Origin of the sequence: Streptomyces sp. SudanB182_2057, assembly GCF_964272715.1 — a bacterium.
GTDB lineage: Bacteria > Actinomycetota > Actinomycetes > Streptomycetales > Streptomycetaceae > Streptomyces > Streptomyces rubradiris.
The window spans coordinates 6,149,197-6,174,543 of record NZ_OZ186798.1; the positions used below are offsets into that span (position 1 = coordinate 6,149,197).

Sequence of the window (25,347 nt, forward strand, 5' to 3'; positions counted from 1 at the left end):
CTACGGGGACACAGGGCTCTCTTCCGGTACAAGCTGGCACTCCACCCACACGCCACCCACCCGGGCCAAACAGGCCCGCCCGGCGTTCCCGTGCCCCGGAGGAGAGCCCATGACCGCAGAAGCGGCCCTGAGCACGCCGCCGCTCGCCTCGGGCCCCGGCGGCCCCGAGGCCCTGCGGCCCCTCCTCGCCACCGTGCTCGACGCGCTCGCCGCCGGCGCCGCCGAGCGCGGCGGCCCGCTGCCCGCAGGCGGACCCGACGCCGTCACCGCGCGCGTCGCCGCCGCCCTCGGCGACCCCCTGCCGGACACCGGCGACCCCGACGCCCTGCACGACATCGTGCGGGCCCTCGCCGCGGGCGCCGCCGACCCCGCCGACCCGCTGTGCGCCGCCCACCTGCACTGCCCGCCGCTCGCCGTGGCCACCGCCGCCGACCTCGCCGCGAGCGCCCTCAACCCCTCCCTGGACTCCTGGGACCAGGCCCCGGCCGCCTCCGCCCTGGAAGCCGCCGTCACCCGCGCCCTCGCCCGCACGGCCGGCCTCGCCGACGCCCTCGTCACCACCGGCGGCACCGAATCCAACCAACTCGCCCTGCTGCTCGCCCGCGAGGCGCACGGCAGCGGCCTGCGCCTCGTCTGCTGCGCCGGCGCCCACCACTCGCTGCCGCGCGCCGCCTGGCTGCTCGGCCTGCCCGCCCCGGTCGTCCTCCCGGCACCCCGCAGCACCCTCGACCCGGCCGCCCTTGCCGAAGCCCTCACCGCGCTCCCCGGCCCCCTGCTGGTCGCCGCCACCGCCGGCACCACCGACGCCGGCCTCATCGACCCGCTGCCCGAGATCGCCGCCCTGTGCGCCGCCCACGGCGCCCGGCTGCACATCGACGCGGCCTACGGCGGCGGCCTGCTGTTCAGCGACCGGCACCGCGACCGGCTCGCCGGGCTCGACGCGGCCCACACCGTCACCCTCGACCTGCACAAACTCGGCTGGCAGCCGGCCGCCGCCGGCCTGCTCGCCGTGGCCCGCCCGGACGAACTGACCACCCTCCACCAGCGCGCGGACTACCTGAACGCCGCCGACGACACCGAGGCCGGCCTCCCCGACCTGCTCGGCCGCTCCCCGCGCACCACCCGCCGCCCCGACATCCTGAAGATCGCCGTCACCCTCAGAACGCTGGGCCGCGACGGCCTCGGCGCCCTGGTCGACCAGGTCTGCGCCCGCGCCCGCGAGTTCGCCGCCCTGATCGCCGAACACCCCCGCTTCGAGCTGTACGACCGGCCCGTCATCAGCACCGTCCTGTTCCGCCCCGCCGCAGCCGCCGACGACGCCGTGGCTGCCGTCCGCCGCGGCCTCCTGCACGAAGGCCGGGCCGTGCTCGGCCGGGCCCGGCTCGACGGCCGGCTCTGGCTCAAGGCCACCGTCCTCAACCCCCGAAGCCGGCCGGACGACCTGGCCCGCCTGCTCGAACTCGTCGAAGGAAACACCCCCGGATGACCCACCCCCCGCGCCACGCGCTGACCTCCCCACGCGACCTGGTCGGCATCGGCATCGGCCCCTGCAACCTCTCCCTCGCCGCCCTCGCCCACCCGCTCGCCGAACTCGACGCCGTCTTCTACGAACAGCGCCCCGGCTTCGACTGGCACCCCGGGCTGCTCATCGAGGGCGCCACCATCCAGGTGCCGTTCCTCGCCGACCTCGTCACCCTCGCCGACCCCACCAGCCCCTGGAGCTTCCTCAGCTACCTCAGGAACCACGAACGCCTCTTCCCCTTCTACTTCGCCGAGCGCTTCCACATCCAGCGCGCCGAGTACGACGCCTACTGCCGCTGGGTCGCCCAGCAGCTCCCCGGACTGCGCTTCCGCCACCAGGTCGACGCCGTCCGCTGGAACCCCGAACGGGACGTCTTCGAAGTCGACTTCACCCAGCTCGACACCGAAGGCGAGGCCGAGGCCCTGGGCCGCACGTACACCCGCAACATCGTCCTCGGCATCGGCACCGCCCCCTACGTACCCGACCCGCTCCAGCCCCTGGTCGACGCCCCCGGCGTGCCCGTCCTGCACGCCGCCGACTACCTCGGCCACCGCGACACCGTCCTCGCCGCCGGACATGTCACCGTCGTCGGCTCCGGACAGTCCGGCGCCGAGGTCTTCCTCGACCTGCTGCGGCACCGCCCGCCCGGCCGGGAACGGCTGCACTGGATCGGCCGCACCGAGGCGTTCGCCCCCATGGAGTACTCCAAACTGGGCCTGGAGCACTTCACCCCCGACTACACCCGATACTTCCACGCGCTCGCCGAACCCGTCCGCGACCGGCTGGTCGCCGCCCAGTGGCAGCTGTACAAGGGCATCGACGCCGGCACCCTCGCCGCCATCCACGACGAGCTGTACCGGCGCACCCTCGGCGGCGGCTGGCCCGACGCCGTCCTCACCCCCGGCGTCCGCGTCCGCACCGCCGGACGGATCGCCACCAGCACCGTCGAACTGCACCTGGAACACCTCCAGCAGGGCACCCGCTCCCGGCTCACCACCGACGCCGTCGTCCTCGCCACCGGTTACCGCGAACGCCCCCTCGGCCGGCTCCTCGCCGGACTCGACCCCTACATCCGCCGCGACAGCAGCGAACGCCCCCGCGTGGACGAGGAGTTCCGCCTCGTCCTCGACCCCTCGGTCACCGGCTCGGTCTACGTCCAGAACGCCGAGCTGCACACCCACGGCGTCGGCGCCCCCGACCTCGGCCTGGCCGCCTGGCGCAGCGCCACCATCCTCAACTCCCTCACCGGAAAGGAGACCTACCCGCTGCCCACCCGGACCGCCTTCACCTCCTTCGGCCTCGACGACCCGGCGGACCGCGTGCCACCGGCCCGGCAGCAGCCCAAGCGGCTCACCCCGCTGATCGACGGCCCCTGACCGCCCCGCCCACGCACAGACCCGCCGCCCCCCCGGACCGGCGGGCCGGAACAAGCCCCCCACGGCGAGGCGTTGTCGCCGATCATGACCACGACCTGGATCGCCGCCCACCGTTCCCCCGTCATCCGCCCCGACGAGTCCTTCCACATCCTCGAACCACGCGGCTTCGCCGACCAGACCCTCAGACAGTCCCTGCGCCTGCCCGGCGGCGGCGAGGCGGTACGCATCACCCTCAGCAACCGCTACGGCAAGGAGCCCGTCGAGATCGGCGGAGCGCACCTCGCCACCCGCACCACCGGCCACGGCATCGACCCCGCCACCGGCACCGCCCTCACCTTCGACGGCGCCCCGACCACCAAGATCCCGGCCGGCGGGGAACTCGTCAGCGACCCCGTCGAACGGCCCGTCACCGCCGGGCAGGAGCTCACCGTCACCCTCTACCTGCCCGGTGACACCGGCCTGACCCCCTACTCGCTGATGCCCTACGACATCGCCCACGCCGCCCCCGGCGACCAGCTCACCGCCGCACGCCTGCGGGACGCCGAGGAGGTGCCCACCGGCCACTTCGGCATCGGCGCCGACGTCCGCGCCCCCGAGGGCACCCGGATCGCCGTCGCCTTCGGTGACTCCTGGATCGAGGGCGCGGCCACCACGCCCGGCCTGGACAACAGCTTCCCCGCCCAGCTCGGCCGCCGCCTCACCCGGGGCTGGATCGTCCGCCAGGGCATCTCCGGCAACCGGCTGCTCACCGACGAGGTCGGCGCACACCTGCTCGCCCGCGTCGACCGTGACGTCCTCGCCGTGCCCGGCGTCAGCCACGTCCTGATCCACATCGGCCTCAACGACATCGGCGCCCCCGGCCAGCTCACCTATCCGGAACCGGCCGCCATCCCCACCGCCGACGACCTCATCGGCGGGTTCACCACGCTCGCCGAACGCCTGCGCGCCGCCGGCCTCACCGCCCTCGGCTCCACCATCGGCCCGTACCGGGGCACGGTCTACGAGGGCTACGACACCGAAGCCGGCCAGGCCGTACGGCGCGAGGTCAACGCCTGGCTGCGCGGCGACACCCACCCCTTCGACGCGGTGGTGGACGTCGCCGCCGCCGTCGCCGACCCCGCCGAACCCGAGCGGATCCGCCCGGAGTTCGACAGCGGCGACGGCCTGCATGTCAACGACGCCGGTGCCAAGGCGATCGCCGACGCCGTCGACCTGTCCCTGCTGGACCTGTAGGACGGCTTGGAGAACGCGGAGTTCCTAGAACACCGGCGTGCCGCCCCGCACCAGCTTCCAGTCCACCGAGGCGAAGTCCTTCGGGTCCAGCACCCCCTTCGCGGTCACCCACTCCGCGATCCGGGTGCGGATCTCCGTCGACTCCGACCACAGCTCCTTGGCGGAGGCGACGTGCGGGAAGGCACCGCCGCCGTTGGCACGGTAGTTGTTCACCGCGAGCACGAACCGCCCGTTGTCGTCCAGCGGAGCCCCGCCGAAGGTCAGGTTCCTGATCCGCGACCCGGCCGGCTGGGCGATGTCGATGTCGTACGACAGCCCCGACACATAGTCGTAGTTGTAGTCCGGACGCCCGCCGGCGTTGGTCAGCTTCTCCACGTCGACCGCGGCACCGGGGGCCGTCTGGACGTAGTACTCCGCCGAGTACTCCAGGTAGGCGCGCAGCTGGGCACCCGTCAGCAACTTGGCGACCAGCGTGTTGTCGTAGACGTACAGGCTCGACAGGTCCCGGATCGTCACATCGCCGGCCGGGATCTCCGACGTCCGGGAGAACGGCGAGGCCTGGGCGAGCACCGGCAGCGCGGCGTACTCGGTGCCCGCGAGCGCCGCCTTCACCACGTCCTCCTGGACCTTGGTGATCAGGTCGATGATCGGGGCGTCCTTGTAGCGGGCCTCGACCGTGGTCAGGGGCTCGGTCGCGCGGCCGACGACCTGGTTGACGTACGCGACGACCTTCTGGTGCTGGCCGGCGAGCAGCCTGGTGATCTCCGGGTCGTCGGCGACGGTCCGGGAGTCGCGCAGGGACGCGGAGACCGACTCGACCTCCCAGCGGCCCTTGCGGAACTCCAGCTCGATGTCGAAGAGGGTGAGCCGCTCGGCGTAGCACAGCGGCTCCGACAGCACGACGGTCCTGCCGGTCTCCTCGTTGACGACCTTCAGCTCCGGGATCTCCACGTGCGCGTGACCGACCAGGATCGCGTCGATGCCCGGCACCCGCCGGGCCACCTCGGCCGCCGCGTTCTCCACGTACGGCACCTGGTCGCCGTAGGACGAGGTGCCCGAGGTGCCCGAGTGGGCCGACACCACGACCACGTCCGCGCCCATCGACCGCAGCTTCGGCACCCACTTCGCGGCCTGCTCCTCCAGCCCTGGGAAGGCCAGCTTCCCCTGGACGTAGGCCTTGTCCCAGATCGCGATGCCCGGGTTGGTCAGGCCGAGGACGGCGACCTTGACCGGCTTGGTGCCGGGCACGTGGAAGGTCTTCATGAAGTACGGCGGGAAGGCCGGCCGCAGCGACTTGGCGTCCACCGCGTTCGCGCCGAGCAGCGGGAAGTCCAGCTGGTCCTCGAACTTCCGCAGCGTCTCGATGCCGTAGTTGAACTCGTGGTTGCCGAGGGCCGCGGCGTCGTACCCGATCGCGTTCATCGCCCGCGCCATCGGATGCACCGGCCCGCCCTTGGCGGTGATCGGGTCGACCTTGGCGTAGTAGTAGGTCAGCGGGGTGCCCTGGATGGTGTCACCGGCGTCCAGCAGCAGGGTGTTGCGGCGGCCCTTCTCCTCGCGCACCTGGTTCACCAGGGTGGCGATCCGGGCGAGCCCCATCGCGTTGCCCGCCTTGTCGGAGTACTCCGCGTCCTTGAAGTAGTCCCAGTTGAAGACGTGGCCGTGCAGGTCGGTGGTGCCCATGACGGTCAGCGAGTACCGCTTCACGGGGTGCCCGGGCCGCCCGGGCCGGTGGTGGTCCTGCGCCGCCTCGGCCGCCGGGGCCGCCGCCGCGCCGGCGATCGCCACACCCGCTCCGGTGACGGCGGACTTCTTCAGGAACTTCCGGCGGTTCAACGGCATCTCTCGGTCTCCTCGACGATGTGGACAACGCGCGTAGATTCTGACCTGGGCATGACCTACGGCAACAGGTCCGCAAGGTTGCGATCTGGTGACCCGTTCCCCGTGAGGCCCCCTCACGACCCTCCCCGGCCGCACCGCATCCGCTCATCGGAGCAGCCGCCCGCACACTTCAACACTTGTCAAAAACCCTTCGCCAAAAGGCCGTTGAGTAGTCATGCGGCGCCAATCCTCTACCCGCCGGTAAGCCATAGGCTCGACCCATGCGCCGAGCAAAAATCGTCTGCACACTGGGGCCCGCCACCGACTCGTACGACCGGATCAAGGCACTGGTCGGGGCCGGAATGGACATCGCCCGGTTCAACCTCAGCCACGGCACGCACGCCGAGCACGAGGAGCGCTACCGGCGCGTGCGCAAAGCGGCCGACGAGACCGGCCGCAGCGTCGGCATCCTCGCCGACCTTCAAGGCCCGAAGATCCGGCTCGGCCGCTTCGCCGAAGGACCGGTACTCCTTGAACGCGGCGACACCTTCACCATCACCGTGGAGGACGGCGTCGAGGGCGACCGCCACCGGTGCGGCACCACCTACGCCGGCCTCGCCGCCGACGTCACCCCCGGCGAACGCGTCCTCGTCGACGACGGCAAGGTCTGCCTGGAGGTCACCGAGGTCGACGGCCCCCGCGTACACACCCGGGTGATCGAAGGGGGCGTCGTCTCCGACCACAAGGGACTGAACCTCCCCGGCGTCGCCGTCTCCGTCCCCGCCCTGTCCAAGAAGGACGAGGACGATCTGCGCTGGGCGCTGCGCACCGGCTTCGACCTGGTCGCCCTCTCCTTCGTCCGCAGCGGCGACGACGCCGTGGACGTGCACCGGATCATGGCCGAGGAAGGCCGCCGCCTCCCGGTCATCGCCAAGATCGAGAAGCCCCAGGCGGTACGGAACCTCGACGGCATCGTGGCCGCCTTTGACGGGCTCATGGTCGCGCGCGGCGACCTGGGCGTGGAGATGCCGCTGGAGCAGGTGCCGATCGTCCAGAAGCGCGCCGTCACGCTCGCCCGGCGCAACGCCAAGCCGGTGATCGTCGCCACCCAGATGCTGGACTCCATGATCGAGAACTCCCGGCCCACCCGCGCCGAGGCCTCCGACGTGGCCAACGCGGTGCTGGACGGCACGGACGCGGTGATGCTCTCCGGCGAGACCAGCGTCGGCAAGTACCCGGTCGAGACCGTGCGCACCATGGCGAAGATCGTCGCGGCGGCCGAGGAGGACATGCTGGCCAAGGGGCTGCCGCCGCTGACCGAGCGGAACAAGCCGCGCACCCAGGGCGGCGCGGTCGCCCGGGCCGCCGCCGACATGGGCGACTTCCTCGGCGCGAAGTTCCTGGTCGCGTTCACCCAGTCCGGGGACACCGCCCGCCGGCTCTCCCGCTACCGCTCGCCGATCCCGCTGCTCGCCTTCACCCCCGAGCCGGCCACCCGCTCCCAGCTCAGCCTCACTTGGGGCACCGAGACGTACCTCGGCCCGCACGTGGACTCCACGGACGCCATGGTCGACCAGGTCGACGAACTGCTCCTGCGGTACGGCCGCTGCCAGAAGGGCGACATCGTCGTGATCACCGCGGGCTCCCCGCCCGGCGTCTCCGGCTCCACCAACATGGTCCGGGTCCACCACATCGGCGAGGACGACAGCCCGAAGTGACGGGTGGGGCCCCGGGTCAGTACTTGGGGCCTACGTGGGTGTCCATGAGTCGTACCGCTTGCGCTCACCGGCGACCACACGGGTCGTCCAGTTGGTGATGCGGCAGCCGTCGCCCTGCGATGAGCGCTGATGCAGCCGTCGCCGAGGTAGAGGCCGAGAAGGTAGGCGTAGGCGACCGGGTCCTGGGGCGGGCCGGGGACCTCCTGGCAGCGAGGGCACGGCCTGCCGACGCGTCCCAGAGGCCCGATGTGCGTCTGCCAGGAACGGATCGCGTACCGGGACACGCCCAATTCCTTGCTGACGGAGTTGAGGCTGCGGCCCTGTGCCACCAGCGCCACCGCTCGCTTGCGCGTGCTGATGTCGTACATGTGGACACCATGCGAGAGTGATCACGGCGACGCGCAGCAAAAAGCGGAAGACCACGCGAACGTGATCCTCCGCTTGTCTCCTCGGCCTTGGAATCGAAGGAAAAGTGCCCCGGGTGGGATTCGAACCCACACTGAATACCTTTTGAGGGTATCGTCTCTGCCGATTGGACTACCGGAGCTCCTGCGAATCGAAGATTTATGCCGACCCGCTGCCAGTCCACCATACCGTAGCTAGGTAGGCTCTTGTCAGCAGTACCGGCCTGCCCCGTATCAAGGAGCCTCAGTGACCGCCCCCGAGTCGCCCCAGCCCGTAGACGTGACCGACGACGACAAGTCGCACGTGCCTCCGCTGACGACCCGTGTCGTCATCGCCGAGGACGAGGCCCTGATCCGGCTCGACCTGAAGGAGATGCTCGAGGAGGAGGGGTACACCGTCGTCGGCGAGGCCGGAGACGGTGAGCAGGCCATCGAGCTGGCCCGCGAGCACAAGCCGGACCTGGTCATCCTGGACGTGAAGATGCCCAAGCTCGACGGCATCTCCGCGGCCGAGAAGATCGCCGAGGAGTCCATCGCGCCCGTCCTGATGCTCACCGCCTTCTCCCAGCGCGACCTGGTGGAGCGCGCCCGGGACGCCGGTGCCATGGCCTACCTGGTCAAGCCCTTCAGCAAGAGCGACGTCGTCCCGGCGATCGAGATGGCCGTCTCCCGGTTCGCCGAGCTGCGGCAGTTGGAGAAGGAGGTCGCCGACCTCAGCCAGCGGCTGGAGACCCGCAAGCTGGTCGACCGGGCGAAGTCGATCCTGCAGACCGAGTACGGGCTGACCGAGCCCGCCGCCTTCCGCTGGATCCAGAAGACCTCCATGGACCGCCGCATGTCGATGCAGCAGGTCGCCGAGGCGGTCATCGCGGACAACGAGGAGAAGAAGGCGGCCAAGAAGGGCTGAGCACCAGCGGTGCGACGAGGCCCGCGCCCCGGGTAAGGGGCGCGGGCCTCGTGTCGTACCCGAGGGGGTCAGTCCTCGCCCAGGTACGCCTTCCGTACCGACTCGTCGTGCAGCAGGTCCCGGCCGGTCCCGGACAGCACGATGGTGCCGATCTCCATGACGTGGCCCCGGTCGGCGAGGGAGAGCGCCGCCTGGGCGTTCTGCTCGACCAGCAGGATCGTGGTGCCCTGCGCCTTCAGCTCGGCGATCGTCGCCATGATCTTCTGCATCATGATCGGCGACAGGCCCATGGACGGCTCGTCCAGCATCAGCAGTTTCGGCCGGGACATCAGCGCCCTGCCCATGGCGAGCATCTGCTGCTCGCCGCCCGAGAGGGTGCCGGCGGCCTGTTTGCGGCGCTCTCCGAGGATGGGGAAGAGGTCGTAGGCGCGCTGGATGTCCTGCTCGATGCCCGGCTTGTCGCTGCGCAGGAACGCGCCGAGGCGCAGGTTGTCCTCGATGGTCATGCGCGGGAAGATGTGCCGGCCCTCGGGGGAGTGGGCGAGGCCGAGCGCGACCACCCGGTGGGCCGGGATCTTCTTCAGCGATCTGCCCTCGAACCGGATCTGTCCGCCGGCCGGTCTGAGCAGTCCGGACAGGGTGCGCAGGGTGGTGGTCTTGCCGGCGCCGTTGGTGCCGATGAGGGTGACCACCTGTCCGGCCTCGACGGTGAAGGAGATGCCCTTGACGGCCTCGATCTTGCCGTAGGCGACGCGGAGGTCCTCGACTTCGAGCAGTGCGGTCATCGGTCGTCCTCCTTGCCGGGCGTGTTCTCGAAGGGCTCGCCGAGGTAGGCCGCGATCACCCGTTCGTCGCCCTGGACGGTGGCGCTGTCGCCCTCGATCAGCTTCTCGCCCTGTACGAGGACGGCCACCCGGTCGCACAGGTTGAAGATGAAGCGCATGTCGTGCTCGATGACGAGGACGGCGATGCCCATGTCCCGGATGGCGAAGACGAGTTCCTCGGTGGCGCGGGTCTCCTGCGGGTTCATGCCGGCGGTCGGTTCGTCGAGCAGCAGCAGTCCGGGTTCGCTGGCGAGGGCGCGCGCGATCTCGAGTTTGCGCTGTTCGCCGTAGGGCAGGTTGCGGGCGAGGTGTTCGGCCTTGGGGGCGAGGCCGACGAACTCCAGGAGTTCCGTGGCCCGCTGCCGGGAGGCGCGTTCGGCGCGGTGGAAGCCGGGGCCGCGCAGTACGGCGGACCAGAAGCCTTCCTTGGTGCGGGTGTGCCGGCCGACGAGCACGTTCTCCAGGACGGTCATGTTGGCGAACAGCCGGATGTTCTGGAAGGTGCGCGCGATGCCGGCCGCGGTGACCTTGAAGGGCTTGGGGGGCAGGACGGTGCCCTGGTAGCGGACCTCGCCCTCGGTGGGGACGTACAGGCCGGTCAGGCAGTTGAAGAAGGTGGTCTTGCCGGCGCCGTTGGGGCCGATGAGGCCGACGATCTCGCCGGCGCCCACGGTGAGGTCGACGCCGCGTACGGCGGTCAGGCCGCCGAAGCGCATGGTGACGCCGCGGGCGTCGAGGACGGTCGCGCCGGGGACGGCGGTGTCGGGGGCGGTGCCCCGGGTGGTGTCGGTGGTCATGGTGGTCAGGCCCCCGCCTTCGTCAGGAGGGTGGGTGCTTCGGCGTCCTCGTGGAATTCGAGCTGGCGGCGCCGGTCGGGGATGAGGCCCTCGGGGCGGAACCGCATCAGCAGGATGAGCGCGACGCCGAAGGCGAAGAGCTGGTAGTTGCCGAGGAACTGGAGCTTGTTGGGGATGAGGAAGAGCAGGGCGGCGCCGATCAGCGGGCCGCTGATGGTGCCCATGCCGCCGAGGACGACCGCGGCGAGCAGGAAGGCCGAGTTGGGCGGGATGGGGCCGGCGAAGAGGTACTGCTCGGGGGTGACCGTGTAGGTGACGTGGGCCTGGACGGTGCCGGCGAGTCCGGCGAGGCAGGCGCCGACGGCGAAGGCGATGAGTTTGACCCGGAAGCCGTTGATGCCCATGGCGAGCGCGGCGGTCTCGTCCTCGCGGATGGCGACCCAGGCGCGTCCGATGCGGGAGTTCTCGCTGCGGCGGAAGACCAGCACCACGACGGCGGTGATGACCAGCATCAGGAAGAAGTAGTTGGCGAACCGGCCGATGGCGAAGCCGCCCAGGTCGTGCGGGGCGCCGAAGTCGAAGCCGAGGACGTCGAGGTTGGGGATGGAGGAGACGCCGTTGGAGCCGTTGGTGATGTCGGGTCCGGAGGTGCCGTCGAGGTTGTTGGCGGTGATGCGGAAGATCTCGCCGAAGCCGAGGGTGACGATGGCGAGGTAGTCGCCGCGCAGCCGCAGGGTCGGGGCGCCGATCAGCACGCCGAAGACGAGCGAGGCGGCGGCGCCGACGAGTACGGCGGCCCAGAACGGGAAGTGGACGCCGAACGGCGAGCTGGGGGAGCCGGAGACCAGGGCGGCCGCGTAGGCGCCGACGCCGAGGAAGGCGACGTATCCGAGGTCGAGGAGGCCGGCGAGGCCGACGACGATGTTCAGGCCGAGGGCGACGGTGGCGAAGATCAGGATGTAGACGCCGAGGGTGGCGTACTGGTCGTCGGTCTGGGTGAAGGGGAACAGCGCGGCCGCGACGAAGGCGCCGCAGACGGTGATGTTCTGGTGCCGGGCGGTGATCTGCGAGGCGTGGGTGATCAGGCCGGCCTTGTTGAGGGCGGCGAAGCCGAGGCCCGCGGTGATGAGGAAGCCGATGAACTGTTCGTCGTACTCGGTGCCGATGCCGTAGGTGAAGACGGCCAGGCCGAGCGCGAGGACGCCGACGATGATCAGGATCTCGGCGTAGGAGGGCAGTGCGGGCACGGGCCGGGGGGAGTCGGCGGCGAAGAGGGCCTTGGTGGTCGCCCACGCGCGCGCTAGGCCGTGTCCGGTCCTCGCCCAGCCGGTGTCGTCGGGGTCGGCGGGGTCGGGCTCGGGCCGCCGGAAGGGCAGGGCCAGGGCGCCGGCGAGGGCGGCGAGGCTGGTCAGGGCGACGAGGAAGCCGCCGGGTTCGAGGTTGACGAGTCCGCCGAGGTCGGCGCTGATCGCGAGGACCGTGTACCAGCTGGTGGCGAAGGCGGCCAGGGTGGCGAGCCGCAGGGCCGGGTCCGCCCCGGCGGGCACCAGTCGGCGCAGGCCCTTGACGCCGTAGGAGGCGAGGGCGAGGAGGGTGGCGAGGAGCGCGCCGACGAGGACGAGGACCTGGAGGCCGCCGGGGTAGCCGTAGACGGTGAGGTCGCCGGGGAAGTCGGCGGTCCAGGTCCAGGCGAGGAAGGTGGACAGGGCCGTGAGCACGCTGCCGCCGAGGGCGAGGGCGCGGGCGGCCTTCTCGGGCAGGGGCAGCAGGCCGGTGGGGGCGTCGGCCTCGCGGGCGCCGGGGGTGCCGGGTGCGGTGGTCTGTGTGGTCATCGAATCTCACGCCCTGTCCGCGACGCGCTCGCCGAGCAGGCCCTGCGGCCTGAACAGCAGTACGAGGATGAGGAGTACGAAGGCCCAGACGTCGGCCCAGGACTGGCTGCCGAACTTGTCCATGCCGGGGATGTCGGCGATGTAGGCGGTGGCCAGGGTCTCGGCGACGCCGAGGACCACGCCGCCGATCATGGCTCCGTAGATGTTGCCGATGCCGCCGAGGACGGCGGCGGTGAACGCCTTGAGGCCGAGGATGAAGCCCATCCGGAAGTTGATCTCGCCGTACTTCAGGCCGTAGGCGACGGCGCCGACCGCGGCGAACGCGGCGCCGAGCGCGAACGCGATCACGATGATGCGGTCGGTGTCGACGCCCATCAGCCTGGCGGTGTCGGGGTCCTGGGCGGTGGCCTGCATGCCGCGGCCGGTGCGGGTCTTCAGCACGAAGTAGCCGAGGACGGCCATGGAGATCGGGGCCGCCGCGACGAGGAAGACGTCGCCGGTCTGGATGGTGACGCTGCCGATCTCGAAGGGGCCGCCGGAGATCTGCGGGAAGGTGCGCGCGGACTTCGCCTCTGGGTACCAGGCCCACACCGCCTGCTGGAGGGCGAGGGAGAGGCCGATGGCGGTGATGAGGGGGGCGAGGCGGGGGGCGTTGCGCAGGGGCCGGTAGGCGAATCGTTCCGCCCCGACGGCGATGGCGACCGCGACGATGACGGCGCCCACGATCATCAGCGGCAGCGCGATCCACATCGTGGTGCCGCCGGGGAGCCAGAGCCAGACGGTGAGGGCGCCGAAGGCTCCGGTCATGAATATCTCGCCGTGGGCGAAGTTGATGAGCTGGACGATGCCGTAGACCATGGTGTAGCCGATGGCGACCAGCCCGTACATGGCTCCCAGTAGCAGGCCGTTGACCAGCTGCTGCGGCAGTTCGTTCACCGCATGTCCTCCGAGCGTTCGGAAAGTGCGAGGGATGGGGCCGGATGCGGGTCCGCGCGGGGCGCCAGTGGAAACAGCGCCCCGCGCGGCTCGCGAGTGGTGCGGGCGCGGGGATCAGCCGGTGTACGTACCGGACTTGACCGGAACCCAGGCGCCGTTCTTCACGGCGTACACGGTCAGCTGTTTGTTGGTGGCGTCGCCGTACTGGTCGAAGGAGACCTTGCCGGTCACGCCGTCGAAGGACACGTTCTGCATGGCCGCGGTGACCTTCTGGCGGGCGTCGGAGGGGAGTTCGCCGCCATTGGCCTCGACGACCTTCTTCACGGCTTCGACGATCGCCCAGGCGGAGTCGTAGGCGTAGCCGCCGTAGGCGGAGTAGCCCTCCTGGTAACCGGCGGCTTTGTAGTCGGCGACGAATTGCTTGGCGGAGGGCAGGTCCTCGACCGGGGCGCCGACGGAGGTGGTGAGGTCGCCGGTGCTCTCGGCGCCCGCCAGCTTCATATAGGTGTCGTCCTTGACGCCGTCGCCGCCGACGAGCGGGATCTTGGCGCCGGACGCCTTGATCTGCCTGCTGAGCGGGCCGGCCTGCGGGTATTCACCGCCGTAGTAGACGACTTCGGCGCCCGAGTTCTTCACCTTGGTGGCGACCGCGGAGAAGTCCTTGGTGTCGGGGTTGATGTGCTCGGTGCCGACCACCTGGCCGCCGAGCTTCTTGAACTCCTCGGTGAAGGTGGCGGCGAGGCCGGAGCCGTAGGTCTTCTTGTCGTCGATGACGAAGACCTTCTTCTTCTTGGCCGTGTCGACGACGTACTGGGCGGCGAACGGCCCCTGGATCGCGTCCGTGGTCGCGGTGCGGAAGTAGGCCTTGTACTGGCGCTCCTTCGTGGTCTGCCAGTTCGGCCCCTGGGTCAGGGACGGGCCGGTGTTCGCCGGGGAGACCTGGACCAGTCCGGCGTCGTCCAGGACCTTCTGCATCGACTCGGCGACCGAGCTGTTCAGTGGTCCTACGACGCCGAGGACCTCCTTCTCGGAGACGAACCGGGAGGCGTTCTGCTGGCCGGCGGACGGCTGTGCCTGGTCGTCCAGGGCCTCCGTGGTGAAGGTGACGCCCTTGACGTAGTTCTGCTTGTTGGCGTTCTTGGCGGCGAGGTCCGCCGAGTTCTTGATGCCGAGGCCCATGGCGGACAGGTCGCCGGTCAGGGGGGCGTCGACGCCGATGACGACGGCGGCGCCGCCGTCCTCGCCGGAGCCGGCGTCCTTGTCGCCGCTGTCGCGCGAGCCGCATGCGGTGAGGGTGAGCGCTCCCGCGGCCAGCGCGGCGGTGATGGCGATAAGCGAACGTTGACGCACGATCAGTCCTTTCCCCAGGCGCAACCGCCTCCCCATGGACGCGGCAGAGTCGCGCGCCGCGCTGAATTGAAAACCGAAGGCGCGGTGACTGGCGGTGACTCTAAGCGTGTGTGGGGAACGTGGAGGAGTGTCTGAACGAGGCTGTGACTCTCTTGTTATGACACGGCGTAATGCACAGCGGTACCCGGTGGGCGGGAAGGAGGAATTCAGGCTGGTTCGCACCGCCCGCATTCCGAGAACCCGCTGGACCAGCCATGATCGATTCAGGGGCGTCGGCTGTTTTGCTAATGACTGTGATCTGTCGTCACAAGCGACTTCCGACGCCCCGGAGAGATACTCCGTGTATTGCGCGCGTATTACACAGGGTTACGGCCGGGAAAGGGAGTCCGGCATTCCTGTGGGCTTTTCCGCATTTCGGCACGTGCCTCGTTACGGTGATCTTGCGGGCGGAAATCTTCATGGCACGGAACGGAATTGAGGATTCCGTCGCGGTGGCGGTCTTCCGCGCGGCCGCGTCCCACGCGTCACGGTGACGGGCGGTCCCTGGGTCACGCTCGGCAGGACGGCCAGGCGGAGGCTGCGGGACGGGGCGCCGCGACGGGCCGCCCGCCGAGGTAGGCCGGGCCCGGGCTCGGGCGGGATGGGGCGCGGGCTCCGACTGCCGCGTGCGTGTGCCCCGGGCCGCGCTGTGTACGGTCCTTGTCCGCCGCCCTGCGCGCGCGTGCGCCCTCCGGGCTCCAGCGGACCGATACCGCCCGTCTCCGAGGTCCTCCGTCCGGCCTCGTGACGGCGTCGGCGGGCCCCCGGCGTCCTCGCCGGCCCGGCCGACGGCCGTCTCACCGCTCCCTTCGCCGAAGCCGGCGAAGGGAGGGGCGGGGCAACGCTTCCGGTGGGGCGGAGGGGGCGGCGGGTGGACCCGGTCCGCCCCGCGCCGCCCCGCCGCTCGGGGTGGGGTCGGGTCAGCTCGCGGTGGACCGGGTGGCGGTGGGGGGCTCGTCGCCCGGGCGGGCGTCCCGGAGCAGGCAGGTCAGGCGGGCCGAGCAGACCCGGCGGCCCTCCTCGTCACTGATCACGATCTCGTACGTCGCCGTGGACCGGCCCCGGTGCACGGGCGTGGCCACGCCCGTCACCAGGCCCGAGCGGACCCCGCGGTGGTGGGTGCAGTTGAGGTCCACCCCGACCGCGATCTTCGAGACGCCCCCGTGCAGCATGGAGCCGACCGAGCCGAGCGTCTCCGCCAGCACCGCGGAGGCGCCCCCGTGCAGCAGGCCGTACGGCTGGGTGTTGCCCTCCACCGGCATGGTCCCGACCACCCGGTCCGCCGAGGCCTCCAGGATCTGCACGCCCATGCGGGTGCCCAGGTGCCCGGCCGAGAAGAGGGCGGGCAGGTCCACGCCGAGCGCGGCGTACTCGTCGACGACCTGCTGCGGGAACTTCACTTGCTGCTGCTCACCCATGGGGTCCGGCTCCGTCCGTCGTGCGCCACTCTGCTCGCTGAGCAAACGCTCACTCGGCCGCCGATTGTTCCAGACGGCCGTCCGCGTCCCCGGCGTGGGCTTCGAGACGCACGACGACGGACTTGCTGGCCGGGGTGTTGCTGGTGTCGGCGGTCGCGTCCAGCGGCACCAGCACGTTCGTCTCGGGGTAGTACGCCGCCGCGCATCCCCGGGCCGTCGGGTACGGCACGATCCGGAAGCCCGGCGCCCGCCGCTCCACCCCGTCCTGCCACTCGCTCACCAGGTCGACGTACGCCCCCTCGGCGAACCCGAGCGCGCGTGCGTCCTCGGGGTGCACCAGCACCACCCGGCGCCCGCCCTTGATGCCCCGGTAGCGGTCGTCCAGGCCGTAGATCGTGGTGTTGTACTGGTCGTGCGAGCGCAGGGTCTGCAACAGCAGCCGGCCCTCGGGCAGCGCCGGGTACTCCACCGGCGCCGCGGTGAAGTTGGCCTTGCCCGTGGCCGTCGGGAAACGCCGTTCGTCACGCGGCGCGTGCGGCAGCGCGAAGCCGCCGGGCCGGGCCACGCGGGCGTTGAAGTCCTCGAAACCGGGGATCACGCGCGCGATGCGGTCCCGGATCGCCCCGTAGTCCTCGGCGAACTCCTCCCACGGCACGACACTGCGCCCGCCCAGCACCCGGCGCGCCAGGCCGCAGACGATGGCCGGCTCGGAGCGCAGGTGCGGGCTCGCGGGGGCCAGGCGCCCGCGCGAGGCGTGCACCATGCCCATGGAGTCCTCGACCGTCACGAACTGCTCGCCGCCGGCCCGCACATCGCGCTCGGTGCGGCCCAGGGTGGGCAGGATCAGCGCCCGCGCGCCCGTGACCACGTGCGAGCGGTTGAGCTTGGTCGACACGTGCACGGTCAGCCGCGCCCGGCGCATCGCCGCCTCGGTGACCTCGGTGTCGGGAGAGGCGGACACGAAGTTGCCGCCCATGGCGAAGAAGACCTTCGCCCGGCCGTCGCGCAGCGCGCGGATGGCCCGTACGACGTCGAAGCCGTGCTCGCGCGGGGGCGCGAACCCGAACTCCCTCTCCAAGGCGTCCAGGAAGGCCGGGGCGGGCCGTTCGAAGATGCCCATGGTGCGGTCGCCCTGGACGTTGCTGTGGCCGCGCACCGGGCACACGCCCGCGCCCGGGCGGCCGATGTTGCCGCGCAGCAGCAGGAAGTTGACCACTTCCCGGATGGTCGGCACCGAGTGCTTGTGCTGGGTGAGGCCCATGGCCCAGCACACGATCGTCCGCTCGGAGGCCAGGACCATGCCGAGGGCTCGCTCGATCTCCGCGCGCGTGAGGCCGGTCGCGGCCAGCGTCTCGTCCCAGTCGGCGGCGCGCGCGGCCGCCGCGAACTCCTCGAAGCCGTGGGTGTGCTCGCGGACGAACTCCTCGTCGACCGCGCCCTCCGTCTCCAGGACCAGCTTGTTCAGAAGCCGGAAGAGGGCCTGGTCGCCGCCGATGCGGATCTGCAGGAACAGGTCGGTCAGGGCGGCGCCCCGGAGCATGCCCTGGGGCGTCTGCGGGTTCTTGAAGCGCTCCAGGCCCGCCTCGGGCAGCGGATTGACGCTGATGATCTTCGCGCCGTTCGCCTTGGCCTTCTCCAGCGCGGAGAGCATGCGCGGATGGTTCGTGCCGGGGTTCTGGCCCGCGACGATGATCAGATCGGCCTGGTAGAGGTCCTCCAGCAGGACGCTGCCCTTGCCGACGCCGATGGTCTCGCCGAGCGCCGACCCGGACGACTCGTGGCACATGTTCGAGCAGTCCGGCAGGTTGTTCGTGCCCAGCTCGCGCGCGAAGAGCTGGTACAGGAACGCGGCCTCGTTGCTGGTGCGGCCCGAGGTGTAGAAGACGGCCTCGTCGGGGGAGCCGAGGGCGGCGATCTCCTCGGCGATGATGTCGAAGGCCCGCTCCCAGGAGACCGGTTCGTAGTGCGTGCCGCCCTCGGGCAGGTACACGGGGTGGGTGAGCCGGCCCTGCTGGCCCAGCCAGTAGCCGCTGCGGCCGGACAGGTCGGCGACGGGGTGCGCGGCGAAGAACTCCGGGGTGACCCGGCGCAGCGTGGCCTCCTCGGCGACCGCCTTGGCGCCGTTCTCGCAGAACTCGGCCGCGTGCCGGTGGTCCGGCTCGGGCCAGGCGCAGCCCGGGCAGTCGAAGCCGTCCTTCTGGTTCACGCGCAGCAGCGTGAGCGCGGTGCGCTTCACCCCCATCTGCCGCTGGGCGACGCGCAGTGTGTGCCGGATGGCCGGCAGCCCCGCCGCCGCGTGCTTCGGCTCCGCGACCTCCGGCGCGTCCTGGACCGGATCACCCTTGGGCGGCTTCGTCGCCATCGCACGCTCCCCTTCGACTGCGTGTGAGAAGTACCGCTGCCGATCCTCCCACGGGGCACCGACACCGACACCGGTCGGGCGTGCGGAGGCCGGGACCCTTGCCCGCGGCGGGGTGAGTTCTTTCGCCGCTCTTTACCATTCGCCGCTCTTCACCAAGGGACGGCGTACCTCTTTCCCGGGGGACGGGCCACGGCTTTCCGGGGGGACGGGGCACGGCTTCCCGGGGGAGCGGGGCACGGCTTTCCGGAGGGACGGCGCACGGCGCCGCTCGCCGTGTCCGGGCCCACGCCGGTCGCGGGCGGGCGGTCCGGGTTGTCAGTGGCTCGTGGCAGGATCGGTGACGTGGCAGAGACAGCACCGAAGCAGACCGACAAGACCCCCGGCGGCACCCGTCCCCGGCTGATGCTCATGGACGGGCACTCGCTGGCCTACCGCGCGTTCTTCGCGCTGCCCGCGGAGAATTTCACCACCGCGACCGGCCAGCCGACGAACGCGATCTTCGGCTTCGCGTCGATGCTGGCCAACACCCTGCGTGACGAGGAGCCCACGCACCTCGCGGTGGCCTTCGACGTCTCCCGCAAGACCTGGCGCTCCGAGCGGTTCACCGAGTACAAGGCGAACCGCTCCAAGACCCCGGACGAGTTCAAGGGCCAGGTCGAGCTGATCGGCGAGCTGCTCGACGCCATGCACGCCCCGCGCTTCGCCGTCGAGGGGTACGAGGCGGACGACGTCATCGCCACCCTCGCCACCCAGGCCGAGGCCGAGGGCTTCGAGGTGCTGATCGTCACCGGCGACCGCGACTCCTTCCAGCTGGTCACCGAGAACATCACCGTGCTGTACCCCACGAAGGGCGTCTCGGAGCTGACCCGGTTCACCCCGGAGAAGGTTTTCGAGAAGTACGGCTTGACGCCCGCGCAGTACCCGGACTTCGCGGCTCTGCGCGGCGACCCGTCCGACAACCTCCCCGGCATCCCCGGTGTCGGCCCGAAGACCGCCGCGAAGTGGATCAACCAGTTCGGCTCCTTCGCCGAGCTGGTCGAGCGGGTCGACGAGGTCAAGGGCAAGGCGGGCCAGAACCTGCGCGACCACCTGGAGTCCGTCAAGCTCAACCGCCTCCTCACCGAGCTGGAGCGGCAGGTCGAGCTGCCCAGGACGGTCGCCGACCTGGAGCGGGCCCCGTACGACCGCAAGGCCGTGGCGATGGTCCTGGACACCCTGGAGATCCGCAACGCGTCCCTGCGCGAGCGCCTCTTCGCCGTCGACCCCGGCGCGGAGGAGACCGAGACCGCCCCGGTCACCAGCGACGGCGTCGAGATCGACGGCAGCATCCTGCGCACCGGCGAGCTGGCCCCCTGGCTCGCCGAGCACGGCACCGGGCCGCTGGGCGTCGCCACGGTCGACACCTGGGCCCTGGGCGCCGGCTCGGTCGCCGAGGTCGCGCTCGCCGCGGCCGGGGGACCGGCGGCCTGGTTCGACCCGTCCGAGCTGGACGAGGCCGACGAGAACGCGTTCGCCGCCTGGCTGGCCGACGCCGGCCGGCCCAAGGTGTTCCACGACGCCAAGCGCGCCATGCGGGTCTTCGCCGAGCACGGCTGGAGCGTCGAGGGCGTCGGCATGGACACCGCGCTCGCCGCGTACCTGGTCAAGCCCGGCCGCCGCTCCTTCGACCTGGACGCGCTGGCCCTGGAGTACCTGCACCGCGAGCTGACGCCCGCCGCCGCGGCCGACGGCCAGCTGGCCTTCGGCGCGGACGAGGGCGCCGAGGCCCAGGCGCTGATGGTCCAGGCCCGCGCGGTCCTGGACCTGGGCGAGGCGTTCGAGGACCGGCTGAGGGAGGTCGGCGCCGCCGACCTGCTCCGGGACATGGAGCTGCCCTCCTCCGCGCTGCTCGCCCGCATGGAGCGGCACGGCATCGCGGCCGACCGGGCGCACCTGGAGGCGATGGAGCAGTTGTTCGCGGGCGCGGTGCAGCAGGCCGTGAAGGAGGCGCACGCGGCGGCCGGCCGCGAGTTCAACCTGGGCTCGCCCAAGCAGCTCCAGGAGGTCCTCTTCGGCGAGCTGGCGCTGCCGACGACGAAGAAGACCAAGACCGGGTACACCACCGACGCCGACGCCCTGAAGTGGCTCGTCACCCAGACCGAGAACGAACTGCCGGTGATCATGCTCCGCCACCGTGAGCAGGCGAAGCTCCGGGTGACCGTCGAGGGCCTGATCAAGACCATCGCGGGCGACGGCCGGATCCACACCACGTTCAACCAGACGGTGGCCGCGACCGGACGGCTGTCCTCCACGGACCCGAACCTGCAGAACATCCCCGTGCGCACCGACGAGGGCCGGGCGATCCGCCGGGGCTTCGTGGTCGGCGAGGGCTTCGAGTCCCTGATGACCGCGGACTACAGTCAGATCGAGCTGCGCGTGATGGCCCACCTCTCGGAGGACGAGGGCCTGATCCGGGCGTTCACCTCCGGTGAGGACCTGCACACCACGGCCGCGTCCCAGGTGTTCGGGGTCGAGCCGCAGGCGGTGGACGCGGAGATGCGCCGCAAGATCAAGGCGATGTCGTACGGCCTCGCCTACGGGCTGTCCGCGTTCGGCCTCTCCCAGCAGCTGAACATCGACGCGGGCGAGGCCCGCGCCCTGATGGACGCCTACTTCGAACGCTTCGGCGGGGTGCGGGACTATCTGCGCCGGGCGGTCGACGAGGCGCGCGCCACGGGCTACACGGCGACGCTCTTCGGCCGTCGCCGCTACCTGCCCGACCTCAACAGCGACAACCGCCAGCGCCGCGAGGCGGCCGAGCGCATGGCCCTCAACGCCCCCATCCAGGGCACGGCGGCGGACATCGTGAAGATCGCTATGCTCAAGGTGGACGACGCGCTGCGGGCGGCGGACCTGAAGTCCCGCATGCTGCTCCAGGTCCACGACGAGATCGTCCTGGAGATCGCCCCCGGCGAGCGGGCGGTCACGGAGGAGATCGTTCGCCGGGAGATGGCGAACGCCGTCCAGCTGAGGGCCCCCCTGGACGTCTCGGTCGGCGTCGGCCCGGACTGGGAATCAGCGGCCCACTGACCCCGCCAGGCGGCGGAGAGGCACCGACCAGAGCCGTCGCGCTCCGCTCGGTGCCTCTCCGCCGCGACGGCGATCAACCACCACGGCGCGGACCGGCGGTGCCGAACCCACCGCACCCCGAAACAGCCCCGAAGCCGCACCCCGAAACACCCCGAACCCGCACCCGGAAACAGCCCCGAACCGCACCCGAAGCACCCCCCGGACCGCATCCGGAACACCCTCCGAGCCGCCACCCCGAAAGCGGCCCTCACTCCCCGCACCCCGCCCAACCCTCACAGGGCCCGTCACTCTCGTGGCCCCCGTCAAAACGCCTCCCCCCGTCCGCAGCCGCAACACTGCGGGCATGGGTATACGCATGCTTCACCGCCGGACGCCCGAGGCAGCCGCCGGGGCCTGGGCGGGTGTCGCCTCGGCGCAGGACGTGCCCGCCGCGCCGGTCCCGGCCCTCGCGGCCGACGCAAGCACCGCCCGCATCCCGGCCGACCTGGCCACGACCGTCCGCACCGTCACCAAGGGCCTCGGCCGCGGGCTCACCGCCCGCCCCGCCCGCGTCCCCGACTGGCGCCAGTGGTCCGATCTGGCCCGCGGCTACCTGGCCCTCGCGCTCGCCCTCCTCCCCAGGGCGCGCCCCCGGAACAAGCTCACCGTCTTCGTCGCGCCCCTCACCGAGCGACCGGCCGCCCCCGGCGGCCCGCACCGGCCGCCTCGCCGTGACCCCCGCGACCAGCGGCCGGACGCCAGACCCTGACCGCCACGGCGTACAGCAGCAGCCCCGGCACCAGCCCCGCGCCCACCCCGAAGCACAGGGTGGGCACCAGCTCCCACGGCCGCGCTCCCGTACCGCCCCGCTCCCGCCAGTGGGCCGTCCGCCGCACCGCCCCCGCCAGCGCGCAGCCCCCGATCACCGCGAACGCCCACCACCGGTCCCGCACGGACAGCACCGGCACGCCCACGGGCACCCCGCCGGGCAGCCGTCGTAGCGCCCGGACCACGAACACCACGATCAGCGCCGCGCCCGCCGCCGACGACCCGTACTGCAGCCAGGTGTACAGCGGCACGCCCGCCGGACCGGACCGTCCGAGGGCCGGAAACAGCCGCGTACCCCACCGGTCGTGATGGGTGAACGCGTCCCACACCACATGGGTCAGCGCGCCGAGCACCGCCGATGCGTACCACCGGCCCACCGCCTCGCCCCGCACGCGCGCGCGGGGCGCCCCGCAGCGCAGCAGGGCGGCCGGCCGCCCCTGCCACGCCCGCGGCAGCAGCGCCGGCAACGGCTCCCGGGCCGCCAGCCACAGCCCCGCGAGCGCCCAGGCAAGGAGCACATCGACCGTGACGACTCCGGCGAACGCGTGCGTCACCGAGCCGAACTGCATCCCGCCCGGCAGCACATTGGCCGCGTAATAGGGCAGATCGGGCGCACAGGAGCCCGTCACGAGCACCGTGGGTACCAGCCGGCCCCGCCCGCCGCCGTCCCGGCGGACCGCGGGCAGTACGGCCGCCGCATGGCTGAGCGTGAACGGCAACAGAGCCTCCAGAGCGTACGACGGGCCCGTACGGGACCGCCGGTGACCGGATCCGGCCGGTATCCGTGACGCCGCTCCAAGGCCGCGCCCGGCAACCGGGGTTGGCCGACCGGTGAAGTTCGGGTATCAACGCGTGCCGACTCACGGCAACTTGTCGTAGGGTCACCAGGGTCCCCCTGCCGGGCGCATGGTGACACACACGGCGCTCGGACGCGACGACGGAACAGGGGCAACCAGAGCACCGGGTCAACCGTCACACCAGAGCGAGGCAGGCAGCGACGGAGACGGACGCGCGGGCGTCCACGGGAGGGGTTCACTCTATGGCGGCGCATTTCGGCAGGCGACTGCGCAAGGGGGCGGCGAGCACCGCCGTGGCCGCGGCGGCGGTCGCGGCTCTCTCCGCGTCCCAGGCTCCGGGAGTGGCCGGCGAGGACAACAGACCCACGACGGCCGGAGCCACGGACTCCGTACCGGACGGCACCGGCGGCGCCACCGGCAACTCGCCGTACTACACGGACCTTCCGCCGCTGAAGAGCCCCGAGCCCAGCCCCTCGGCCCCGGTCGGTACGCCCGTCTCCCGCGGGGACGCGGAGGCCGGCATACCGGCGACGGTCCTCGACGCCTACAAGAAGGCCGCGGCCGAGCTGCGCACCTCCAAGCCCGGCTGCAACATTCCCTGGCAGCTGCTGGCCGCCATCGGCAACGTCGAGTCCGGGCACGCCCGCGGCGGGCAGGTGGCCGCCGACGGCACCACCCTGCACCGGATCCTGGGCCCGCAGCTCGACGGCAACGGCTTCGCCCTCATACCGGACACCGACGGCGGCGCGTACGACGGCAACAGCACGTACGACCAGGCCGTCGGGCCCATGCAGTTCATCCCGTCCACCTGGGCCTGGGCCGGCCGCGACGGCAACGGCGACGGCAAGAAGGACCCGAACAACATCTACGACGCGGCGCTCGCCGCGGGCGGCTACCTGTGCCGCAACGACTGGGACCTGTCCCGCGAGGCCGACCTGCACAGCGCGATCCTCAGCTACAACAACTCGCAGGACTACCTCGCCCTGGTCCTGAACTGGATGGAGTACTACCGCAAGGGCACCCACACCGTCCCCGACGGCACCGGCGGCGTCCCGGAGCACCGCAGCGACGAGGGCACCCAGCGCGTCCCGTCCCCGCCCCAGCGACCGACCCGTCCGCCGACGACCAAGCCGGTCCCGAAGCCCCACAAGCCCGGCGGCGAGCACGGGGGCAACGGCGGCGACGAGACGCCCGAGCCCCCGAAGCCCCCCGTCCCGCCCACGCCCCCGCCGACGACCCCGGGGACGCCCACCGACCTGGTGGACCACCTGACGGGCACGGGCACCGGGAAGCTCACCGCGATGACCGGCGACGCCTTCACCGAACGGATCGGCGTGCGGGCCGAGACCAAGGTCGGGAAGTCCGTCGCCAAGGTCAGGGTCAGGTTCACGCTCAGCGGTGACACCGACGCCACCTTCGCGGGCGGCGAGACCGTCGCGACGGTCGCCACCGACGCCAAGGGCGTCGCGCTCGCCCCGCCGCTCCAGGCCGGGGAGAAGGCGGGCGACTTCAAGGTCACCGCGGCCGTCGTGGGCCGCCAGGTCAAGGGCGTCGAGTACACGGCGACCGTCACCGAGCGCGTCGCCGACGCCCTGGCCCGCACCGGCATCGACCCGCTGATCTGCGCCGCGGGCGGCGAGTTCGCCGGCCAGGTGCAGGTGAAGGCGACGTACCGGGGCGCCGCCGCGGGCAGGGTCGCGGTCACCGCCACCCTGGTCAAGTCCCTCATCGACGCCACGGCGAACGACAAGGGCCCCTACTTCAAGGACGCCACCGGAAAGCCCGTACGCTCCCTGACCGGCCTCCGGACGGACGCGAAGGGCCTGCTCACGCTGCCCAAGCTGTACGCCGACGACACCGCCGGCACCTTCCTGCTCCGCGTCACCACCGCGGGCGGCGCGACGCTCACCGTGCCGCTGACGGTGGAGGCCGCCGGTCCCCCGGCCGTACCCACGCCGGACCCGTCCGCCTCCTCGGACAGCCCCGCCCCCGACCCGTCCGCCTCCTCCTGACGCCGCCGGGCACACCACGAGGGCGCCCTCCCCGCTCGCCGGGGAGGGCGCCCTCGTTCATGCCCGCGGCGCTGTTCTCATCTCGCCCGCGCGTTGCTACCGTGCCGGACCTGACGGGTCGTC

At 71.8% G+C, this 25,347-nt stretch carries 16 protein-coding genes, 1 tRNA gene and 2 pseudogenes; 8 read left to right on the plus strand and 11 right to left on the minus strand.

Annotation, left to right across the window (positions count from 1 at the left end):
* Positions 1–127: 127 nt before the first annotated feature.
* The 3 genes from ACSURM_RS27260 (at position 128) to ACSURM_RS27270 (ending at position 4,131) form a co-directional block, all read left to right on the plus strand.
* Positions 128–1,486 carry a pyridoxal phosphate-dependent decarboxylase family protein gene (locus ACSURM_RS27260; RefSeq protein ID WP_436961194.1) on the plus strand — a complete coding sequence of 453 codons (1,359 nt, stop codon included), beginning with the start codon at positions 128–130 and terminating at the stop codon, positions 1,484–1,486.
* Positions 1,483–2,898 (plus strand): lysine N(6)-hydroxylase/L-ornithine N(5)-oxygenase family protein, encoded by a 1,416-nt coding sequence (locus tag ACSURM_RS27265; protein WP_436958390.1) that lies wholly within the window; start codon positions 1,483–1,485, stop codon positions 2,896–2,898. Before ACSURM_RS27260 ends, ACSURM_RS27265 begins: the two co-directional genes overlap by 4 nt.
* 84 nt (positions 2,899–2,982) lie before the next feature.
* On the plus strand, positions 2,983–4,131 hold the full coding sequence (locus tag ACSURM_RS27270) for a GDSL-type esterase/lipase family protein (protein ID WP_436958392.1): 1,149 nt from the start codon (positions 2,983–2,985) through the stop codon (positions 4,129–4,131).
* Between the two features lie 24 nt (positions 4,132–4,155).
* Here the strand turns inward: ACSURM_RS27270 and ACSURM_RS27275 are convergent, their stop codons facing one another.
* Positions 4,156–5,973, minus strand: a complete 1,818-nt coding sequence (locus tag ACSURM_RS27275; protein WP_436958394.1) for a bifunctional metallophosphatase/5'-nucleotidase — start codon at positions 5,971–5,973, stop codon at positions 4,156–4,158.
* Between the two features lie 260 nt (positions 5,974–6,233).
* Between ACSURM_RS27275 and pyk the strand changes: the two genes are divergently transcribed.
* Positions 6,234–7,670 (plus strand): pyruvate kinase, encoded by a 1,437-nt coding sequence (gene pyk / locus ACSURM_RS27280; RefSeq protein WP_436958396.1) that lies wholly within the window; start codon positions 6,234–6,236, stop codon positions 7,668–7,670.
* A 113-nt stretch (positions 7,671–7,783) separates the two neighbouring features.
* Here the strand turns inward: pyk and ACSURM_RS27285 are convergent.
* Both ACSURM_RS27285 and ACSURM_RS27290 read right to left on the minus strand, forming a co-directional pair.
* Positions 7,784–8,038 (minus strand): annotated as a pseudogene (locus ACSURM_RS27285) (transcriptional regulator); the annotation flags it as partial.
* 105 nt (positions 8,039–8,143) lie between these two features.
* Positions 8,144–8,217: transfer RNA gene (locus ACSURM_RS27290), tRNA-Leu, on the minus strand.
* 104 nt (positions 8,218–8,321) lie between these two features.
* Between ACSURM_RS27290 and ACSURM_RS27295 the strand changes: the two genes are divergently transcribed.
* Positions 8,322–8,981, plus strand: a complete 660-nt coding sequence (locus ACSURM_RS27295) for an ANTAR domain-containing response regulator (protein ID WP_436958398.1) — start codon at positions 8,322–8,324, stop codon at positions 8,979–8,981.
* 68 nt (positions 8,982–9,049) lie between these two features.
* Here ACSURM_RS27295 and ACSURM_RS27300 read toward each other — a convergent pair whose 3' ends face one another.
* From ACSURM_RS27300 to ACSURM_RS27330, 7 genes and pseudogenes are all read right to left on the minus strand, one after another.
* Positions 9,050–9,766, minus strand: a complete 717-nt coding sequence (locus tag ACSURM_RS27300; protein ID WP_436958400.1) for an ABC transporter ATP-binding protein — start codon at positions 9,764–9,766, stop codon at positions 9,050–9,052.
* Between the two features lie 5 nt (positions 9,767–9,771).
* A pseudogene (locus ACSURM_RS27305) lies at positions 9,772–10,602 on the minus strand (ABC transporter ATP-binding protein); the annotation flags it as partial.
* A gap of 5 nt (positions 10,603–10,607) precedes the next feature.
* Positions 10,608–12,434 carry a branched-chain amino acid ABC transporter permease gene (locus ACSURM_RS27310; RefSeq protein ID WP_436958402.1) on the minus strand — a complete coding sequence of 609 codons (1,827 nt, stop codon included), beginning with the start codon at positions 12,432–12,434 and terminating at the stop codon, positions 10,608–10,610.
* A 6-nt stretch (positions 12,435–12,440) separates the two neighbouring features.
* On the minus strand, positions 12,441–13,370 hold the full coding sequence (locus ACSURM_RS27315) for a branched-chain amino acid ABC transporter permease (RefSeq protein WP_436958404.1): 930 nt from the start codon (positions 13,368–13,370) through the stop codon (positions 12,441–12,443).
* A 114-nt stretch (positions 13,371–13,484) separates the two neighbouring features.
* Positions 13,485–14,720 (minus strand): branched-chain amino acid ABC transporter substrate-binding protein, encoded by a 1,236-nt coding sequence (locus tag ACSURM_RS27320; protein ID WP_436958406.1) that lies wholly within the window; start codon positions 14,718–14,720, stop codon positions 13,485–13,487.
* A 959-nt stretch (positions 14,721–15,679) separates the two neighbouring features.
* Positions 15,680–16,177 carry a PaaI family thioesterase gene (locus ACSURM_RS27325; protein WP_436958408.1) on the minus strand — a complete coding sequence of 166 codons (498 nt, stop codon included), beginning with the start codon at positions 16,175–16,177 and terminating at the stop codon, positions 15,680–15,682.
* A 49-nt stretch (positions 16,178–16,226) separates the two neighbouring features.
* On the minus strand, positions 16,227–18,539 hold the full coding sequence (locus ACSURM_RS27330) for an FdhF/YdeP family oxidoreductase (RefSeq protein ID WP_436958410.1): 2,313 nt from the start codon (positions 18,537–18,539) through the stop codon (positions 16,227–16,229).
* 342 nt (positions 18,540–18,881) lie between these two features.
* On the opposite strand from ACSURM_RS27330, the gene polA reads away from it, so the two are divergent.
* Positions 18,882–21,608, plus strand: coding sequence for a DNA polymerase I (polA, locus tag ACSURM_RS27335; protein WP_436958412.1), 2,727 nt, complete (start codon positions 18,882–18,884; stop codon positions 21,606–21,608).
* 343 nt (positions 21,609–21,951) lie between these two features.
* Complete coding sequence (locus tag ACSURM_RS27340; RefSeq protein ID WP_436958414.1) at positions 21,952–22,356, plus strand: hypothetical protein; 405 nt, start codon at positions 21,952–21,954, stop codon at positions 22,354–22,356.
* On the opposite strand, the gene ACSURM_RS27345 is transcribed toward ACSURM_RS27340, so the two are convergent.
* On the minus strand, positions 22,271–23,134 hold the full coding sequence (locus tag ACSURM_RS27345; protein ID WP_436958416.1) for a DUF4184 family protein: 864 nt from the start codon (positions 23,132–23,134) through the stop codon (positions 22,271–22,273). The genes ACSURM_RS27340 and ACSURM_RS27345 overlap by 86 nt on opposite strands.
* A 320-nt stretch (positions 23,135–23,454) precedes the next feature.
* Here ACSURM_RS27345 and ACSURM_RS27350 point away from each other — a divergent pair, with 320 nt between their 5' ends.
* Positions 23,455–25,224, plus strand: coding sequence for a lytic transglycosylase domain-containing protein (locus ACSURM_RS27350; RefSeq protein ID WP_436958418.1), 1,770 nt, complete (start codon positions 23,455–23,457; stop codon positions 25,222–25,224).
* The last annotated feature ends 123 nt before the right edge of the window (positions 25,225–25,347 follow it).

Bases quoted from the DNA above. Each gene is read 5' to 3' on its own strand.
- ACSURM_RS27265 (WP_436958390.1), top strand. From the start codon at position 1,483: ATGACCCACCCCCCGCGCCACGCGCTGACCTCCCCACGCGACCTGGTC.
- ACSURM_RS27270 (WP_436958392.1), top strand. From the start codon at position 2,983: ATGACCACGACCTGGATCGCCGCCCACCGTTCCCCCGTCATCCGCCCC.
- ACSURM_RS27275 (WP_436958394.1), bottom strand. From the start codon at position 5,973: ATGCCGTTGAACCGCCGGAAGTTCCTGAAGAAGTCCGCCGTCACCGGA.
- pyk (WP_436958396.1), top strand. From the start codon at position 6,234: ATGCGCCGAGCAAAAATCGTCTGCACACTGGGGCCCGCCACCGACTCG.
- ACSURM_RS27300 (WP_436958400.1), bottom strand. From the start codon at position 9,766: ATGACCGCACTGCTCGAAGTCGAGGACCTCCGCGTCGCCTACGGCAAG.
- ACSURM_RS27310 (WP_436958402.1), bottom strand. From the start codon at position 12,434: ATGACCACACAGACCACCGCACCCGGCACCCCCGGCGCCCGCGAGGCC.
- ACSURM_RS27325 (WP_436958408.1), bottom strand. From the start codon at position 16,177: ATGGGTGAGCAGCAGCAAGTGAAGTTCCCGCAGCAGGTCGTCGACGAG.
- ACSURM_RS27330 (WP_436958410.1), bottom strand. From the start codon at position 18,539: ATGGCGACGAAGCCGCCCAAGGGTGATCCGGTCCAGGACGCGCCGGAG.
- ACSURM_RS27340 (WP_436958414.1), top strand. From the start codon at position 21,952: ATGGGTATACGCATGCTTCACCGCCGGACGCCCGAGGCAGCCGCCGGG.
- ACSURM_RS27350 (WP_436958418.1), top strand. From the start codon at position 23,455: ATGGCGGCGCATTTCGGCAGGCGACTGCGCAAGGGGGCGGCGAGCACC.